This window comes from Flavobacterium sp. SM15 (assembly GCF_022012335.1).
Taxonomy (GTDB): Bacteria; Bacteroidota; Bacteroidia; order Flavobacteriales; family Flavobacteriaceae; genus Flavobacterium.
Genome location: NZ_JAKLTO010000002.1, coordinates 164,683 through 182,999 on the forward strand (window position 1 = coordinate 164,683; position 18,317 = coordinate 182,999).

The 18,317-nt window shown below is 36.6% G+C and carries 16 protein-coding genes; 7 read left to right on the top strand and 9 right to left on the bottom strand.

The annotated features are described in order from the left end of the window. On the bottom strand, window positions 1–228 hold the full coding sequence (locus LZZ90_RS03665; protein ID WP_237789336.1) for a PspC domain-containing protein: 228 nt from the start codon (window positions 226–228) through the stop codon (window positions 1–3). Between the two features lie 19 nt (window positions 229–247). Next, window positions 248–676 carry a DUF2851 family protein gene (locus LZZ90_RS03670; RefSeq protein WP_237789337.1) on the bottom strand — a complete coding sequence of 143 codons (429 nt, stop codon included), beginning with the start codon at window positions 674–676 and terminating at the stop codon, window positions 248–250. Window positions 677–731: 55 nt separating this feature from the next. Here LZZ90_RS03670 and LZZ90_RS03675 point away from each other — a divergent pair, with 55 nt between their 5' ends. From LZZ90_RS03675 to LZZ90_RS03685, 3 genes are all read left to right on the top strand, one after another. Continuing rightward, complete coding sequence (locus LZZ90_RS03675) at window positions 732–2,426, top strand: GLPGLI family protein (RefSeq protein ID WP_237789338.1); 1,695 nt, start codon at window positions 732–734, stop codon at window positions 2,424–2,426. Window positions 2,427–2,540: 114 nt separating this feature from the next. Next, the gene (locus LZZ90_RS03680; RefSeq protein ID WP_237789339.1) at window positions 2,541–2,687 is read left to right on the top strand and encodes a hypothetical protein; all 147 of its coding nucleotides are present in this window, start codon (window positions 2,541–2,543) and stop codon (window positions 2,685–2,687) included. 6 nt (window positions 2,688–2,693) lie between these two features. Further along, entirely contained in the window at window positions 2,694–3,335 is a 642-nt protein-coding gene (locus LZZ90_RS03685; protein ID WP_370640621.1) for a choice-of-anchor J domain-containing protein, read from the top strand. 63 nt (window positions 3,336–3,398) lie between these two features. Here the strand turns inward: LZZ90_RS03685 and LZZ90_RS03690 are convergent, their stop codons facing one another. From LZZ90_RS03690 to LZZ90_RS03705, 4 genes are all read right to left on the bottom strand, one after another. Next, a complete protein-coding gene (locus LZZ90_RS03690; RefSeq protein ID WP_237789341.1) occupies window positions 3,399–4,760 on the bottom strand; it encodes a pyridoxal-phosphate dependent enzyme in 1,362 nt (453 codons plus the stop codon). 195 nt (window positions 4,761–4,955) lie between these two features. Next, complete coding sequence (locus tag LZZ90_RS03695; protein WP_237789342.1) at window positions 4,956–6,854, bottom strand: putative porin; 1,899 nt, start codon at window positions 6,852–6,854, stop codon at window positions 4,956–4,958. Between the two features lie 99 nt (window positions 6,855–6,953). After that, window positions 6,954–8,756, bottom strand: a complete 1,803-nt coding sequence (locus tag LZZ90_RS03700; RefSeq protein ID WP_237789343.1) for a RagB/SusD family nutrient uptake outer membrane protein — start codon at window positions 8,754–8,756, stop codon at window positions 6,954–6,956. Window positions 8,757–8,802: 46 nt separating this feature from the next. After that, window positions 8,803–11,838 carry a SusC/RagA family TonB-linked outer membrane protein gene (locus tag LZZ90_RS03705; RefSeq protein WP_237789344.1) on the bottom strand — a complete coding sequence of 1,012 codons (3,036 nt, stop codon included), beginning with the start codon at window positions 11,836–11,838 and terminating at the stop codon, window positions 8,803–8,805. Between the two features lie 168 nt (window positions 11,839–12,006). Between LZZ90_RS03705 and LZZ90_RS03710 the strand changes: the two genes are divergently transcribed. Further along, window positions 12,007–12,606, top strand: a complete 600-nt coding sequence (locus LZZ90_RS03710) for a ribonuclease HII (protein WP_237789345.1) — start codon at window positions 12,007–12,009, stop codon at window positions 12,604–12,606. Between the two features lie 34 nt (window positions 12,607–12,640). Here the strand turns inward: LZZ90_RS03710 and lipB are convergent, their stop codons facing one another. Further along, window positions 12,641–13,336 (bottom strand): lipoyl(octanoyl) transferase LipB, encoded by a 696-nt coding sequence (gene lipB, locus LZZ90_RS03715; RefSeq protein WP_237789346.1) that lies wholly within the window; start codon window positions 13,334–13,336, stop codon window positions 12,641–12,643. Window positions 13,337–13,348: 12 nt separating this feature from the next. Further along, window positions 13,349–14,092 (bottom strand): hypothetical protein, encoded by a 744-nt coding sequence (locus tag LZZ90_RS03720; RefSeq protein ID WP_237789347.1) that lies wholly within the window; start codon window positions 14,090–14,092, stop codon window positions 13,349–13,351. Between the two features lie 204 nt (window positions 14,093–14,296). Between LZZ90_RS03720 and lysS the strand changes: the two genes are divergently transcribed. From lysS to LZZ90_RS03735, 3 genes are all read left to right on the top strand, one after another. Continuing rightward, entirely contained in the window at window positions 14,297–16,000 is a 1,704-nt protein-coding gene (gene lysS, locus LZZ90_RS03725; RefSeq protein ID WP_237789348.1) for a lysine--tRNA ligase, read from the top strand. A 115-nt stretch (window positions 16,001–16,115) separates the two neighbouring features. Continuing rightward, on the top strand, window positions 16,116–16,541 hold the full coding sequence (locus tag LZZ90_RS03730) for a hypothetical protein (protein ID WP_237789349.1): 426 nt from the start codon (window positions 16,116–16,118) through the stop codon (window positions 16,539–16,541). Between the two features lie 82 nt (window positions 16,542–16,623). Continuing rightward, the gene (locus LZZ90_RS03735) at window positions 16,624–16,983 is read left to right on the top strand and encodes a hypothetical protein (protein ID WP_237789350.1); all 360 of its coding nucleotides are present in this window, start codon (window positions 16,624–16,626) and stop codon (window positions 16,981–16,983) included. 47 nt (window positions 16,984–17,030) lie between these two features. On the opposite strand, the gene hemL is transcribed toward LZZ90_RS03735, so the two are convergent. After that, complete coding sequence (gene hemL / locus LZZ90_RS03740) at window positions 17,031–18,317, bottom strand: glutamate-1-semialdehyde 2,1-aminomutase (RefSeq protein WP_237789351.1); 1,287 nt, start codon at window positions 18,315–18,317, stop codon at window positions 17,031–17,033.

Genomic DNA, 18,317 nt, shown 5'->3' on the forward strand with positions numbered 1-18,317 from the left:
TTACAAATCGAAAACCGAACTGCGCTTAGTATAAATCATATCTTTTAACCGAAGTAAAAAAGCCAAAGTAAGATAAACCCCGAACCAAAGCCCTACGGTAAAAAAAGAAATGTAAATGAAAAACAATCGTACACTTGTGGTTCGCATACCAAGTTTGTCTGCGAAACGAGAAGAAACTTCAAAACCGTGCTTCTCAAAAAAATGCCGTATATCTGTGACGAATCCCATACTTAATATCTTTACAAATTTAAACTAAATCTTCAATTTTCAATGCTCTTTTATCCAAACAACAGGCACATTGGTGAAAATCGTCTAAAGATTCATTATAAACATATCCTTCTAAATAATCTTTAAGGAGTAAAACCGGAACTTCAGAACCGTCTTTTCTACTTACAGACTCATCGTACTCGTAGACAACATGTAAAATAGTATTGTTCGATGCATATTCTCTTTCCGAATAATATCGTTTCCAATCGGAGTTCTTAAGATAAACCCCAACATTCCCGGCCCATTTTTGTCCGTCAAGCACCAAATGAACATTAAAAAAAGTAAAAGGGCTAACTTCCCTATTTTCACCTGAATAGAGAATTATCAGGCTGTCCCCCTGAATTGTTTTGAGTTCATCGCTAACAAATTTCTTATATTGCCAGAGATATTGTAAAAAAGTTTCTTGCATGGCGTAGATATTAAAATTCAAATGTAAGAAATTATTTATAAAAACAACACGCTAAATGAAAATTATTATTTCCCTTTCGATGCTCTTAAGCGTCCCTTTTTGCTTTGCTCAAAAAAACACCACTCAAACAAACGGATTTAAAATAACGTACCTTAAAAGCTCCAACGGGACCCAACTTGAAAATCAAGATCCCATAGCGGTTTTTTCTACCGAAACGGAGTCGCTGATAACAACGGAAAAGTTTCTTTCGGGAAAAGCAGAATTTCCCTTCGAACAAACTTTTATAGACCATTCAAAAAAAAGACTCGTACAACTTACCCGATTAGGGGAACAGACATCAGTCGCAACGACTGACAGCACATCAATCCAGAAACAATCCTTTGAGTTTACAGAAGAAACAAAAACTATACTGGGCTACAAATGCAAAAAAGCCACCACAACGGTCAATTCCAACCATATTGATTTATGGTTTACCAATGATTTAAAAATCAAAGGAGCACCTACCGTTCTTGGACAAAATTTAGGTCTTGTACTGGAAATGAATCGAAACAACAACTTTTTGATTACTGCCGTAAAAATTGAAAAGCAAAGAAATCTCAGTCCAAAAAAAATGCTCACAGATGCAAGCAAAGGAAAAAATGAAAGCGTAGACCTACTAACCTATCGGGACAAAGTATGGAAAAGTCGCTTTACTACAATTCCGGTTTTTGAAAATGAAATTATCAATTTTTCAGACGCCTCCAAATCCAACGATAGTATCTTACGTTTTGCCAACGGAACTGTAATTGTTAGAAAAATAAAGCTGCCGGTAATAAAAAAAGGAAGTCAAATTTTTATTGATGTAACCGAACAATCTAACGGAGATGCTTACGACAGAACCGGATCAGTCTTTATTATCCCGACAGACAAAAGCATTTCCTTTTTGGACGGATTGAAAAACGGAATCAAAACGCTTCCTACATACGAAAATGGCAACACCAAAAAATACCAAGGCGTTGTGCAAACACAAAATTATTCCCCTTTATTAGAGCTAATGCGTTTTTTTACTCCTTTCGGAATCAAACAATATAATCATCTACAACTAAAGGGTAAAACCTGGGAAGAATCCGTCCCTTATCGACAGGACATTTCAGAACTTCAATCTGCACTGGACAACAAAGAAGTCTGGATTGGCGCTTTCATAGGCAATTACGACAAAGGAGGACATAAAATATCAGCCAACATAACCCTACACACAGAAGAAGGCGCAAAATCCGGAAACAATGTTCTAATTCCGCTGTTTAACACTACCAATGTAATGGAAATGGCCGGTCAGGATTATGCTACCATGTTCGACTCTGATAATGGCCTACTGGTAGAATTCGTTTTAGAAAAAGATTTAAAAAATGCCCGTCTTCGTTATATTTCTACCGGTCATGGAGGCTGGGAAAACGGCGACGAATACCTGCAAAAGAAAAACACAATCCTACTGGACAATCAGCAAGTGTATACTTTCATTCCCTGGAGACAAGATTGCGCAACCTATCGACTCTACAATCCGGCTTCCGGAAATTTCAACAACGGATTATCCTCATCCGATTACAGCCGCTCGAATTGGTGCCCGGGAACAGTAACCAATCCAACCTTAATTGATTTAGGAGATTTAAAAGCCGGAAAACATTCCATTCGAATTAAAATTCCTCAAGGCAAGCCTGAAGGAAACAGTTTCAGTGCCTGGAACGTTTCCGGGGTACTTTTAGGTAGCGAATAGCAAAAAAACATATTAATTGTTGTATTTTATAGGATTTATCTGCTTTTCATCTGTTATTTGACAATATTCAAGCAATCAATACTAAATTGTAACATTAATCATAAATTCACTTATATGAAAAAACTTTACACTTTAGCTTTAGGATTGATTGCCGCTTGTTCTTATGGGCAATTAAGCGAAAACTTTGATGCCGCAGTGGCATTACCTGTAGGCTGGACTTCATTTGTTGGAACTAACGGAGAAGGAACGGGTTACAATTAGGGTGTAATTGCCTCAACTAGGGCTTATTCCCCTGGAAATTGTGCTTTTGTTAGATATGAGGTGGTAACAACAACCGCAGAAGATTGGTTAGTAACACCACTTGTTAATTTAACAGATTATACTAATGTATCTTTGTCTTTTTGGGGTGGTCAGCAGTACACAGCCGACTATGCTACAGAATACACAGTAAGGGTATCAACCACATCACAAACTGACATTAGCTCATTTACAACAATTGAAACCTACACAGAAGCCGACTTTGCAACCACAACACCAATTTCCAGCCAAAAAACAGTTGATCTAAGCGCATACAATGGCCAGCAAATTTACATTGCTTTTGTGATGAGTCAAAATGATGGAGACAACTGGTTCATCGACGATGTGAACGTAACCGGAACTTTAGGCACAGCAGATTTCAACAACAATTCAGCAGCTGCTGTTTATCCAAATCCAACTAAAGGATTGATTACCATTACCAATGAAGAAAATATACAGAGTATTGAAGTTTATGGAATTCTTGGCAACCTAATCAAAACTGTTTCCAGAACAAACAAAGTTGATATAGGCGAACTTGCCAATGGAAGCTATTTAATTAAAATCAAAACCGATCAAGGAGCTGTTCGCACAGAGAAAGTAATCAAAAACTAAACAACCAACACATTTCTTAAAAAAAAAAAGAGCCTTTACAAGGCTCTTTTTAGTTAATATGTATTACTTAATTGAATTGATAATATCATGCTTGGTTATGATATGGTGTTTTCCGTTTCCTAAATCAACCAAGACTGCTTGATTGTCTTTATTGATCAATTTTGACACTTCTTCCACCGAAGTTTCTAATTTCACAATCGGAAAAGGCGCTCCCATAACTTCACGAATTGGCTTCTCTGCAACGTTTTTATCGGCTACATAACTTTGGAATAAATCCGTTTCATCAACAGATCCAACAAATCCATTAATGTCGATTACCGGAATTTGAGAGATTTTGTGCTTACGCATACGCTCAATTGCATGAGACACCAACTCTTCGGTACGAACAACTACCAAAGGCTTGTCAATGTGCTCCTGAATCAAATCTTCCGCCTTGGTTACTTCATCTTCCAAATAACCTCTTTCACGCATCCAATCATCGTTAAACATCTTACCAACATAACGGGAACCCGAATCATGGAAAAGAACTACCACTACATCATCCGGACCAAATTTATCTTTTAACTGCAACAAACCTTTGATAGCGGCTCCGGAAGAGTTCCCTACGAAAAGTCCTTCTTCTAAAGCTAATTTACGGGTATAAACCGCTGCGTCTTTATCAGTAACTTTAGTAAAGCCGTCAATTAAATCGAAGTTTACGTTCTCTGGAAGAATGTCTTCACCAATGCCTTCAGTTACATAAGAATAAACCTCGTTCTCATCGAAAATCCCGGTTTCTTTGTATTTTTTGAAAACAGAGCCATACGTATCAACTCCCCAAATTTTCACTTTTGGATTGTGCTCTTTCAAATATTTAGCAACACCGGAAATTGTTCCTCCTGTACCTACACCTACCACAAAATGCGTAACTTTTCCATCGGTTTGATCCCAAATTTCAGGGCCGGTTTGCTCGTAGTTTGCTTTAGTATTCGACATATTGTCGTACTGATTAACATACCACCCGTTAGGGGTTTCTTCTGCTAATCTTCTGGAAACCGAGTAGTATGAACGAGGATCTGTTGGTTCTACATCGGTAGGACAGACAACCACTTTAGCCCCAACAGCTCTTAAAATATCCATTTTCTCCTTGGATTGCTTGTCTGTTATTACACAAATAAGTTTATATCCTTTGATGATCGCCCCTAAAGCCAATCCCATTCCTGTATTACCCGATGTTCCTTCGATAATGGTTCCTCCGGGTTTTAAACGACCGTCTGCCTCTGCATCTTCAATCATCTTTAAAGCCATACGGTCTTTACAGGATTGCCCTGGGTTAAAATACTCCACTTTAGCCAAAACCAAGGCTGGAATCTCTGCGGTTATTTTGTTTAGTTTTACCATCGGAGTATTTCCGATAGTCCCTAAAATATTTTCTACGTATTTCATTTTATAACTGTTCTTAAAATTAAAGCGAACTGCAAATGTATTGATTATTACAATGTTTCCAAAAAGAAAAGAGGATAGTTCTCTAGCCCCGATGGAAGAGTAAATCCTGTTATTTTGTTATCAGGCAAAATAACAGATTGCAACGAACAGCGGGAAATTAGTCTGCAAAAAAGCCTAATCTTTCGCTTCAAAAAATTAACTAAAGAAGTCCCAAATCACCCCAAAGCGCACCATGAAATCGCGGTACGGATAATTTGGCGCCGTGTAATAGTTGTAACCGGTAAAGCTGGAATTGAAATGCTCGGCTTTGAGGAAAACACGAAACGTTCTGATTTTTGCATTGATAAAGAAATCCAACATAGGAAAATCGCCAATTTCTTTCTGGTTTTGAATGTAAAATTCTCCAAGAAGCGGATTGTAGTCGTTGGCTTTGTATTTGGTAAAATAATTAAGCGTCACTCCGGTTTGTAAAAACAAAGCTTTTTTAAAGTAGTAATCTGTAAAATACAAACTGTTTCTTGTGGTTAGCTTCGGAACATTTAAAACAGCATCTGCTTGCTGAACCTGCTGAAACAATACTGTGTTATCCAGAGCCAATTTCCAAAATTTGAATTCTTTACTTCCTTTTACAGATAGATAGTTAATAGTTTTATCGTATTGAAACGGCTTTACCAAAAGCTTAGTTGCCAAGCCTTCAGCATTTAAGGCCGCATCGGTATTGGCAAAAAACAAATGATCGTTTAAAACCGTATATTGAAACGAAAGATTTGCCCATTGTGTTTTGGCTTCCACTTCAACATTGCTGATTTTTTCGTTTTTGAACGAATTGTACCAATTGTATTCCTTATAATCACTTTGATACAAAACATAATTAAGATTAGGAAGCTTATTCATGTTTTGGTATTTCAAAGTAAAACTGTTTTTTTCATCCAACGTATAACGAAGGTTAGCCTCAAGAGAAGCAAGAGATTGTTTGGTTAAGGAATTTGAAAACATAAGACTTCCTTTCCAGTTAGCTTTTTGATAGTTGTACTGAGCTCCCCAAGTGTTAATGCGGTCGTTGTTTTTGTTGGGAACCAAACTTCCGCCTTGAAGGGTTACAGAGCGGTAATAAAAATAATTATACTTAAAATCGTCTACAAAAAACTGAAAATCTCCCAACTTTTCACTAGAATAAGCTACCCCCAATTTATTATACATCCGATTATAACGGGTTTTATTATTGATGGTTGAAGCATAACTGTCTCCGAAACGCGCGTCTGAAGTCATGGAGAATTCAAAAAACTTATTCTCAAAATTAAACTGATGATTTACAACAAGACTGTTAGGATTCAATTTGCTCAAACGGAAAGAATGATCAACAAAATAACGATTTCCTTTAAGTAAAGATTTGGCATCCAAAAAATAAACATTCATACGCGGACGCTCAGCGAAAATATTATCGCCATCCTCAAACTGAGAAATTGTTTTTATTCCTCCGTTTTCATGATTAAGGATGTCCTGAGCCGTGATATGTGCTTTAAGCATATAACGTTTATCTGTAGTATTGTAACTGGTTATAAAACGAAAGTTCCCGGTACTGGAAAGTTGATTTTGATATTTCCCCAAAGAACGTAACCCTTTGTAACCGGCTGCAAAGTTTAAATTCTTAGAAGTATTTACTGTAGCAAAAGCATCTAAGTTCTGACCTTGCTCCATAACTGATTTAAAATACAAATCCGAATAAGGAGTTGGCACGTTATAATAGTTGATATCACGCACTTCAAGATAATTGAAATGCTTTGCAGAAAACCCAAACTCAGGGTACGGATTGAACGCTGTTAATCCGAAATCTAGAGTATTGTAGGTTTGGCCTTCATTCAAAAATTGAAGTAAACCAAAAGTATCTTTTCTAAGGTAATTGAATTTATACTCCCTCTGAATGGTTAAAGTAGTATCAACATAGGTAGTATCCTTATCCAGCGTAATTATTTTATATAAATCGACCGTTGCTTTTTTTTGAATCTCCGAATTGGAAACTTCATTACCTTCTTGGTTTTGTGAAAAAGCCACCACTGAAAACAGCAACATGAAATAAATAAAACCTTTGTCCATAAAATTTATTTAAGCGACAAAGGTAATGAGAAATAGCTTATTTTTTAAAAATAAAAAGCCCCGCAATGCGGGGCTTTTCTATTGGAATAAATCTAATGATTAGTATCCAGGGTTTTGCTGTCCTCTAATAGACTGGTTAACCCCTAATTCAGAAGCTGGAATAGGAAGTGTGAATCTGTGATCAGTAATAGGTAAAGTACACTGACCGTTAATTTCACAATCTCTAGCATCTCTTACAATTGTTTCGTTAGCTAAAGTTCCTAAACGTTTTAAATCGATGTAACGGTATCCTTCAAAAGCGAACTCAATTCTTCTTTCTTTCAAGATATCTTTCCAAGCATCAACAGCAGCAGCATAAACCGGTAACGGCTGAGCAACATTGAAACGAGCATCTCTTAATTCTTTAACTACAGCCGCAGCTCCAGCTAAATCACCTGCATTAGTTAAAGCCTCAGCCTTAATTAAATACATCTCGGAGATTCTTGAAATTTTGATATCGTTAACCAAGTTACCATTAGCTGCTGTACCAGGGTATTTACCCATAGCTAATTTATCAGTATTTCTGAAATCAGCCACTGTACGGTAATCATAGTTAATAATTGAAGTTGGGTGTACAATTGCACCATAACGAATATCACCGTTATTATGCTTAACAGCAAGATTAGTCGCGGTATTAGCAGCCGTAAAGTTAGCAGTAGTAGTACCGTTTGGCGCAGTTGTCAATGTAATCACATTACCAACTTTAGTTTTAACAAAGTAAACTTTTCCAGCAACAATCGCATTAGCAGGAATAGTTGCAGTACCACCTCCGTTCATTGCAGCGGTTGTAGGGAAAGAAGTTGTAAACACAAACTCATCATTTACTGAAACGTTAGTTGCATTAGCAAGCGTAAGCGAAGTACCTGCAATAGAAACCACAGTATTGTTTGAAGCTGTAGCTACTTCAGTTGTGTTGATTAAGTTAAACAATGAACGTCCGATTTCAAAGAAAGGTGAACCTCCAACACTAGCATTAACACTAGCCCAAACTGCACCAGTACGAGTCTGTCCATTTAATTTTTTAACTTTAAATAAAACCTCAGAGTTATTAGCATTGGCATCTGTAAGGAATACCGAAGTATAATTAGAGAAACTAGCTAATGAAATCCCTGAATTATTGATTACATCATTTGCATAAGTTAACGCATTAGCGTAATCACCTCTTAAAGCATTAACCCTTGCCTGCATTGCTACAGCAAAATATTTATTTGCATAAAGAGAAGGCGTAGCATAAGCAGGAGCTACAGAAGGAGCATTAAAGATTGCTAATGCAGCGTTTAAATCCGCATCAACTAGATCATAAATAGCACCGTTAGTTACTCTAGGAAGTTGAGTACCTACTGAATAAACACCATCAGCCATCATTACCCCAAGAGCATTTCTGTCTTTAGGATTAGTTGAAAAATAAGAAACTAATTGAATGTGAGAGTAAGCTCTCAACACAAGTGCTTCAGCTTTCATTCTCTTAATTAAATCAGCATCAACAGCATCAACAGGAACAACTCGATCAGCAAAAGCAATAACTCTGTTTGCTCTTGACATAACCAAATAATAAGTACTCCAAATACCATCCGGAGAACCTGAACCAGAGTTTAACAAAAATGCATAATTATCATTAAGTCCTTGTCCTCCATTTGCATAACCAATACCTGCTTCATCGGTAAAAACTGAATTGAATTCAAGGTCCGAAAGAGGAGTTAGTAAAGCATATGCACTGTTCATCATTTTCTGGATATCTCCAGAAGTCTGAAAAGCAACTTCTTCAGTAGTTGCACCCGGAGTAAATGAATTTAGCAAGTCATCATCACAACTCACTAAAGTAACAGCTCCAGACAAAAGCAGTATACCAAATATTTTTTTCATAATATAAAATTTTATTTTTTTTGAATTTAAACTAACAAATCAGTTATTAAAATCTCAAATCAATACCAAATGTATAAATTCTTGGCGTTGGATATTGTGCCTGATCTGCAGTTCTATTACTTTCTGCATCAAATCCTTTCCATTTAGTCATAGTTACTAAATTCTCTCCCTGCGCATAGAAAGACAATCCGGTTATAAAAGTTTTATCTAAGAATTTCTTAGGTACTTTATAACCAATTTGAGCGTGACGTAATCTAACATAAGATGCATCTCTTAAGAATCTATCTGAGTTATCAGCAGTTCCTAAGTTAGTTGCATTTAAAGCAGGTACATTAGTATTAGTATTTGTAGGAGTCCAAGCATTTAATAAATCATTAGACACTACAAACTGTCCTAAACTTGTAGGATCATACAACCCTTGTAAGTCAAAATCATATCTCCATACTTTTTGAGCAAAAGTAAATGTAGATTTTGCAAAGAATCCTTTATACTCTGCATCAAAACCAAAACCTCCTTGGTAGATTGGAAGCCAGTTTTTACCTGTGAAAACACGGTCTGCAGTTGCACTAGGATTTTCTGTTAAAGAACCATCAGCAGCAGTAAATAGTAACTCTCCATTTGCCTGGTTAACTCCAGCGTAAGGAATTACATAGTACTCATCTAGCATGTGACCGTCTTTATTAATAGAGTTACCTCCATCATAAATTTCTCCAAAAGGAATATCATTAACTTCAGATTTATTATAAGAACCATTAGCTCTTAAAGTTAAGATATAATCTTCACCTTTTAAAACATCTCCAGCAAGAGAAACCTCCCAACCTTTATTTGTAAGGTTCATTCCAGAGTTTTTAATAATACCGTTAGTACCAGAAATAATTGATACCGGAGTAAAATTCAACAAATCATAACCTTTCTTGTTATAGTAATCTACATTACCTCTTAATCTGTTGTGGAACATTTCAAAATCTAAACCAAAATTGTATTGTTTAGTAATTTCCCAATGCAAATCAGGCACACCAAAATTAACAGTATAACCACTTTGCCCGTTATAAACGTTTGAAGCATTAGCATAAGTATCGATATATGCTGGAGGGTTAAGTCCTGCATAAATAGTACCATCAACAATTCTTTGGTTACCATTAACACCAATAGAAGCTCTTAATTTCAACACTTGAAACAAGTCTTGTTTTTGCATAAAAGACTCTTTGTCAATATTCCAACGACCTGCAACAGACCAGAATTCACCCCATTTTTTCTCTTGTCCAAAAACAGAAGATCCATCAAAACGATAAGTACCTACAACACCATAACGGTTGTCAAAACTATAATCCAACACTCCGAAATAAGAAATTAAATTTCTTTTTAATTTGTTTGCACTAACAGTTCCTCCATAAAAATCATGAGAAGCGATATCCGCTAAATAACCTGAACCAGTATTTGGAACGAAAAATTTAGGATCCAAACCTCTCTGTCTCATGTTATTAACATTCAACTGATCAAAATTGTACTCTTGATTCAATAATGCATTTACTTTATGCTTACCAATCTCTTTAGTATAATCTAACTGGAATAAGTTGTTAAAACTAAACTCTCTTCTAGTATTGATGTCCTCAAACCCTCCAAATTCAGCCGCAGCATTTTTAAACAACAATGCATTGAAAGAGATTGGATGCTCAGACTGATTAAATCTTGTCAACATCATTTCAGTACCTGTTCTGGTTCTGAAAGTTAAATCTTTAGTTAATTTATAACCTGTTTCAGCAGACCCTATAAAACGAGTTTCGTCTGTATTATTCACATACGTATTCAATTTATCCATTAAGAATAAAGGCGTATATAATAAAGTACCATCAGTTTGATACAAATCAAACACCTGTTGAGACCCTTGGTATTGAGAAGGACTAATATAAGGTGCAGATAATGTTGCTCCTAAAACATAGTTTCTGTTGATTGCTCCAGATCCTAAATTTGTCGCTTCATTATTCTTTGAGAATCCCATAAACATATTAGTTGAATATGTAAATTTCTCATTAGCAGATTTTCCAGTCAAGTTGTTTCTCATACTGAATCTTTTCAACCCAGTTGAAGTTAAAATACCTTCTTGGTTAAAATAGTTAACTGAAGTATAAGAACTTAAGTTCTTCCCTGTATTTTCAATAGAAAACTGATGATCTGCAGAAGTTCCTAGTCTAAAGAACTCTTTTACCCAATCAGTATCAATAGACCAAGCGTCGATTTGTGCATCTGTTAAAGTTGCCCCAAGTCCAGCTGGATACATTTGTTCCAATTTCAATAATTCTTTTGAATTTGAAAAAGAATATCTTGATTTCTGAAGCTGAGTAATACCAGTATTAACTGAATATCTAAATTTAGTACCTCCTTCTCCAAAAGAACCTCTTTTCGTCTTAACAACAATAACACCATTTGCCCCTCTATTACCATAGATACCAGTTGCAGCAGCATCTTTCAATACAGTAGTAGACTCAATGTCGTTAGGGTTTAATGTTCTAAAGTTATCCCCATTAGTTGGCATACCATCAATAACATACAACGGATCTGTATTACCAGTAACAGAACCAGCACCACGAATAATAACAGTACTTTTAGAACCCGGCTGCCCACTTCCAGTTGAAATGTTAACACCCGCTAACTGACCTTGTAAAGTCTGCACGAATGAACCATTCGGACGGTTTTCAATAGTAGCCGCTTTAACAGTAGCTTGAGCTACAACCGTAGAAGCTTTTGTAGTAGTTCTATACCCCTCTACAACAACCTCGGTTAATTGTTTTGTCTCTGCACTCATGGTAACGTTAATTTTACTAGACGCTCCAACTGTTGCAGTTGACTCTTTCATACCAATGAAAGAAAATACCAAAACCTGACCAGTTTTAGCTTTGATGGAATAATTTCCATCCATGTCTGTTTGTGTACCGTTTGTTGTACCTTTTACAACAACGCTAACACCTGGTAACGGCAAACCTCCTTCGGTCACAGTACCAGTTACAGTTTTCTCCTGTGCGAAGGCAAACTGCATTGAGAACGCCAATAATAGCGCAAAAATCCATTTAAACTTCGATCTCATGTTAAATTAATTTGAGTTAGTTATTTCGCAAACTTCTTAATTATTTCTTAAATAAACAAGCGCTATTTTATGAATTATGTGATTTTAACTATTTCAACACTTCTTTTTAAAGCTTAATTTTCAGATTTTTATACATGCAGAATTTCTTATTTTTGCAAAAAACATCAAATGCTGCTCAACAATTTTTCAGATTATCTACTTGAGGCCGGGACTGATGAAGCCGGAAGAGGCTGTTTAGCAGGCCCTGTAACAGCCGCTGCCGTAATCCTTCCGGAAGAATTTCGTTTGGATTTATTAAATGACTCCAAACAACTTTCCGAAAAAGCAAGAGAAAAACTAAAACCTCTTATTGAAGAAAAAGCAATTACTTATAAAGTAGTACATCTCGAGCCTAAAATTATAGACTCCATAAATATTTTAAATGCCTCAATTAAAGCGATGCAGGAATGTTTGATCACACTAAACCCAATCCCTGAATATATTATTGTAGATGGAAACCGATTCAAACCCATAAACAACATCCCTTACAGCTGTATTGTAAAAGGGGACAGTAAATACTTAAGCATTGCTGCCGCATCGGTTTTAGCTAAAACGCATCGGGATGAATACATGGATAAAATTCACGAGGAATTCCCCATGTACAACTGGAAAAAAAACAAAGGCTACCCAACTAAGGAACATCGTGAAGCCATCAAAAAATACGGCATAACAAAATACCACCGAATGTCATTCCGGTTGCTGCCCGAACAACTCACCCTAGACTTATAAAAAAAGGAAGTCAAATGACTTCCTTTTTAGTTCCTTACACCAATTCCGCTTCGAACAAGTCGGAAAAATGTTTTAGTATTTTTTGCTTTACTTCTTCTTCGTCTACTTTTTCAACACCTAATTCCACATTTAAAGACGTAACAGCTTTCCCTTTAATTCCACAAGGAATAATGTTATCAAAATAACCCAAATCGGCGTTTACATTTAAAGCAAACCCATGCATGGTAACCCAACGAGAAGCTCGAACTCCCATTGCACAAATTTTTCTGGCAAATGGTGTCCCGACTCCCAACCAAACCCCGGTTTCACCCTGACTTCGTTCCGACTTCAAACCATATTCTGCCAAAGTAAGAATGATGGCTTCTTCCAATAATCTCAAATATTTATGAATGTCTGTGAAAAAATTCTCTAAATCAAGGATTGGATAACCAACAATTTGACCCGGCCCATGGTAGGTAATATCTCCTCCCCTGTTAATCTTATAAAAGGTCGCCCCTTTTTCTTCCAATTGTTTTTCACTTAAAAGAAGATTGGATAAATCACCACTTTTCCCTAAGGTATAAACATGCGGATGTTCCACAAACAGAAAATGGTTCGCCGTTTCAATTTCAGGATTTTCTCTTTTCGCTACTTTCTGCGCTACGATTTCCGCAAAAAGTTCTTCCTGATAATCCCAAGTATCTTTATAATCTTTTCGCCCCAGATCCTGAAGCTCTACTTTTTTATTCATTTTTGAAATCAATTATTTTTTTTCCAGAACCACATCAAAACTCAAAGACTCCGGTTTTTCAAGATAGTCTGTAAAAGGATATTCTATAGTAATGGTTTTTCGGTCTTCGCTAAAAAGCGCATTTTTATTGGAAACCGATTTTACCTTTTTAGGAAAATGATACTTTATATTATAGTTAAAGGCCGCCAACATTCCTTTCATACTTACTAAACTATCGGAAATTGTTTTCTGCAAAGCAACATCTTTCACTTTAACTTTTCGGGAGAATGTTTTGCCGTTGTAAACAAATTTCAAATCGGTATTATTTTGGAACGTATTTGAAAACGGGTTTGAAGGATCTTGTTCTTTCTTTTTCCCTTTCATATCTTCGATTGTTTTCATAGCCTGCATCATATCCACTAGTTCGGAAGTATTTTTAAAATCCGTAAAAATTGAAAACACGAATTTCTTTTCTTCGGGTTTCATCTTCATGTTTACCGAAAAATTTTCCATTTTCTTCAAACGTTCCTGATCCGCCTGAGGGAGTTTTGCAATGCTATCTTTCTTGGCTTCAAAAAAAGTTTTAAACGCAAAGGTTGAATCCAAGCCTTTTTCGTTTTTCATCGAATCACCAGCCATGTCCATAATAGCAGAAGCATCAACATCAAACGACATTTTTCCGCTACCGTCTTCATTAATATAAATGTTTTCGGTAAAATTGCAGCTGGCAAAGAGAATTGCAACAATTACAAACGTGAGTAACTTGTATAATCTCATCCTTTTAGATTTTCTCCAAAAGTACAAAATAGTTTCCAAATAGCCCTGATAGAAGCAAGCTACCGTGTAGCGCTGAAAGCAGGAAAAGGGTTTCCAAAAAAGCCCGAACCATTACGCTCCAAAACCAAAACAACATTACAATTTTCCGTCTTTGTAACTTTGGAACTTAAATAGTATCTTTGCACCCTTAAAAATCAATACTATATGCAACTTTCAGAACAAGAAATCATCAGAAGAGAGAAATTGAGCAAGTTGAGAGAGCTTGGCATCAATCCGTATCCGGCAAATTTGTTTCCCGTAAATCATACGTCGAAACAGATAAAGGACGCTTTTGAAGAAGGAAAGAAAGTTGTAGTGGCCGGACGTTTAATGAGTGTTCGTGACCAAGGAAAAGCTTCATTTGCAGAATTACAGGACAGCGAAGGAAGAATCCAAGCGTATTTTAACCGCGATGTGATTTGTGAAGGCGAAGACAAAACTTTATACAACACGGTTTTCAAAAAACTAACCGACTTAGGAGATTTTATTGGAATTGAAGGTGAATTGTTTACCACTCAGGTTGGAGCGAAATGTATTCGTGTTTCAAACTTTACCTTTTTGAGCAAAACTTTACGACCATTACCCTTACCAAAAACCGATACCGACGGAAATGTTTACGACGAATTTGTAGATCCGGAATTGCGTTACCGTATGCGTTATGTAGATTTGGTGGTTAACCCGCAGGTAAAAGACGTTTTCATGAAACGAACCAAATTGTTCACCGCCATGAGAACGTTCTTTAACGAAGCTGGTTACATGGAAGTGGAAACACCGGTTTTACAGTCGATTCCTGGTGGAGCAGCCGCAAGACCCTTCATCACGCATCATAATAGTTTAGACATTCCACTATATATGCGAATTGCCAACGAATTGTATCTGAAAAGATTGATTGTTGGTGGTTTTGACGGAGTGTACGAGTTTTCGAAAAACTTCCGCAACGAAGGAATGGACCGTACACACAATCCGGAATTTACCGCGATGGAAATTTATGTAGCCTACAAAGACTACAATTGGATGATGGAATTCACCGAAAATCTTTTGGAATACTGTGCTACTCAGGTAAACGGAACTACCGAAGCTACTTTTGGAGAACACAAAGTAAACTTCAAAGCACCGTATGCAAGAGTTACCATGACCGATGCGATTAAACAGTTTACAGGATTTGACATTACCGGAAAATCGGAAGCCGAATTGTTTGAAGCAGCTAAATCAATGGGTATCGAAGTTAACGAAACCATGGGCAAAGGAAAACTGATTGACGAAATCTTCGGAGAAAAATGTGAAGGCAACTTTATCCAGCCAACTTTCATTACCGATTATCCGAAAGAAATGTCACCTTTATGTAAATCGCACCGTGACAACCCGGACTTGACTGAACGCTTTGAATTAATGGTTTGCGGAAAAGAAATCGCAAATGCTTATTCAGAACTGAATGACCCAATTGACCAAAGAGAGCGTTTCGAAGCGCAAATGGCATTGGCAGCCAAAGGGGATGATGAAGCCAATGGAATTATTGACGAAGACTTCTTAAGAGCCTTAGAATACGGAATGCCGCCAACGTCCGGTTTGGGAATTGGAATGGACCGTTTAATTATGTTCCTAACCAACAATCCATCAATTCAGGAAGTATTGTTCTTCCCGCAAATGCGTCCGGAGAAAAAAGCTCCTCAAGTAGAATTGGAAGCTGAGGAAAAACTTATTGTTGAATTGCTTCAGAAAAACAACAACGTAATGGAATTGGTCGAACTGAAAACCCAAGCAGCCTTAAGCGGAAAAAAATGGGACAAAGCCATGAAAACCTTAGCACAACACGGATTAACTTCTGTGAAAGTAAACGGAGAATCAAAAGTGGTAGAATTAGCTGAATAAGCTATACTTTAAAACAGATACATCTAAGAGGCTCAAATGAGCCTCTTTTTTTACATCAATATTAAACCTTTTAAAACTTTCATTGTCCTAATGCTGTAACACAAATTTTTAAGACATGAAAAAAATATTGATTGCCGCAGCCCTATTCGGAACTTTATCACTTTTTGCACAAGAACCGAAAAACCAAGAGAACCAGTTAAAACCGGAACAACGCGTTGAACTTCAGGTTAAAAAAATGACCTTAGATTTGGATCTAAACGAAAAACAACAAAAGGACTTAAAAAAACTTTTGACAGACCAAAGCAAAAAACGTGAGGAAGCCAGAACGAAAATTGAAGCTACCAAAACCGAAGGCAAAAAGCCAACTGCAGACGAACGTTTCGCCTTGAGAAGTAAAATGTTAGATGAACAAATTGCCTTTAAAGCAGAAATGAAAAAAATTCTCAATGAAAAACAAATGGAAAAATGGGAAGAAAACAAAGAAGATCGAAGAGCGCATCGCATGGAACAAAAAAGGCAACATCACAAAAGCAGAAAATAATGTTATTTAAGTAAGTATTTTTTGGTTTTTATACATTTTTCATTTAGATTTGAGCACACTAACAAAAAACCATTAACATTTTATGAAAAAAATAATTGCCCTTTTTGTATTGTTCTTTGCGTTTTCAATCAATGCAAATGCTCAAGAAAACAAAGATGCTAAAACTAAAGCTTCCATCGAATTAGAAGCAAAAGCTAATGCAGATTTAAAAAAGCTTATTGAGGTAACTAACATTGAACCATCAACTCACAGGACATATTATAGTCTTTTCTATAAAAAACACCGTGATTTTTCAAAACCAAACATCACTGATGCAGAAAGAAAAAGCATTATGGAATATATGGTTGGAAAATTGACTGCCGGTTTAAAACCTGAACAAATAGAGGCACTTAAAAAAAACAGTGAAACATTCAGAATATTAATCTCACAAGCTGGGAATTAAAAATAAAAAACCACCTTTCGGTGGTTTTTTTTATATCCTATCATCAATTACAATTCCTTTGCTACTTTATCAATTGCATTGATTGTAAAATCTAAATCTTCATAGGTTAGTGCATCAGTAATAAACCATGTTTCATAGGCTGATGGTGCAATATACACTCCCTCTCGAAGCAATCCATGGAAGAACTTCTTAAAAGTTTCATTATCGCCCTTTGCAGCTGTTTGAAAATCATAAACCGGATTAGCATCAAAATGTACCGAAATCATCGAGCCTACTCTGTTTATTGTAAATTCAATGTTGTTGGCCTCTAATCGCTCACGAATTCCTTTTTCCAGATAAGCTGTTTTAGCTTCCAGACGATTGAACAGTTCCACATCTTTATTTATACTTTCCAACATTGCCAATCCTGCAGCCATAGCCAATGGATTTCCCGACAAGGTTCCTGCTTGATATACCGGTCCAAGAGGAGCCAAATAATTCATGATCTCATTTTGAGCTGCAAAAGCACCAACCGGCAAACCTCCGCCAATTACTTTTCCAAAACAAACAATATCTGCTTTAATTCCAAACAATTCCTGAGCACCTCCTTTTGCTAAACGAAATCCAGTCATGACTTCATCAAAAATCAACAACGCTCCATGCTCATCACAAAGTAATCTCAAATTTTGTAAAAACCCCTGATTTGGAGGAATACACCCCATATTGCCAGCAACCGGCTCAATTATGATTGCTGCAATTTCGTTTGGATTTGCTTCAAATAAAGCTTTCACGTTTTCCAAATCGTTATAACGTGCCAAAAGTGTATCTTTAGCCGTCCCTTGGGTTACACCGGGACTGTTTGGAGATCCAAAAGTAATTGCCCCGCTACCCGCCTGTATTAAAAACGAATCGGAATGTCCATGGTAACAACCCGAAAACTTAACAATCTTATCTCTTTTGGTGTATCCTCGAGCTAAACGAATCGCACTCATACATGCTTCAGTGCCGGAATTTACGAATCGGATTTTATCAATATTTGGAACCATTGCCACAGCTAAAGAGGCTATTTGGGTTTCCAATTCGGTTGGCATTCCAAAAGAAGTACCTTTTTTGGCTTTCTGAATAACCGCATCTACCACAGGTTCATAGGCATGACCTAAAATCATAGGTCCCCAAGAATTGATATAATCGATCAATCGATTACCGTCTTCATCATACATATAAGCACCTTTGGCTTCTTTTACAAAAATAGGAGTCCCTCCTACTGCTTTAAATGCACGAACCGGCGAATTTACTCCACCGGGTATTACTTTTTCTGCCTCAGCAAAAAGCTGACTGCTGCGTTGGTATAACAT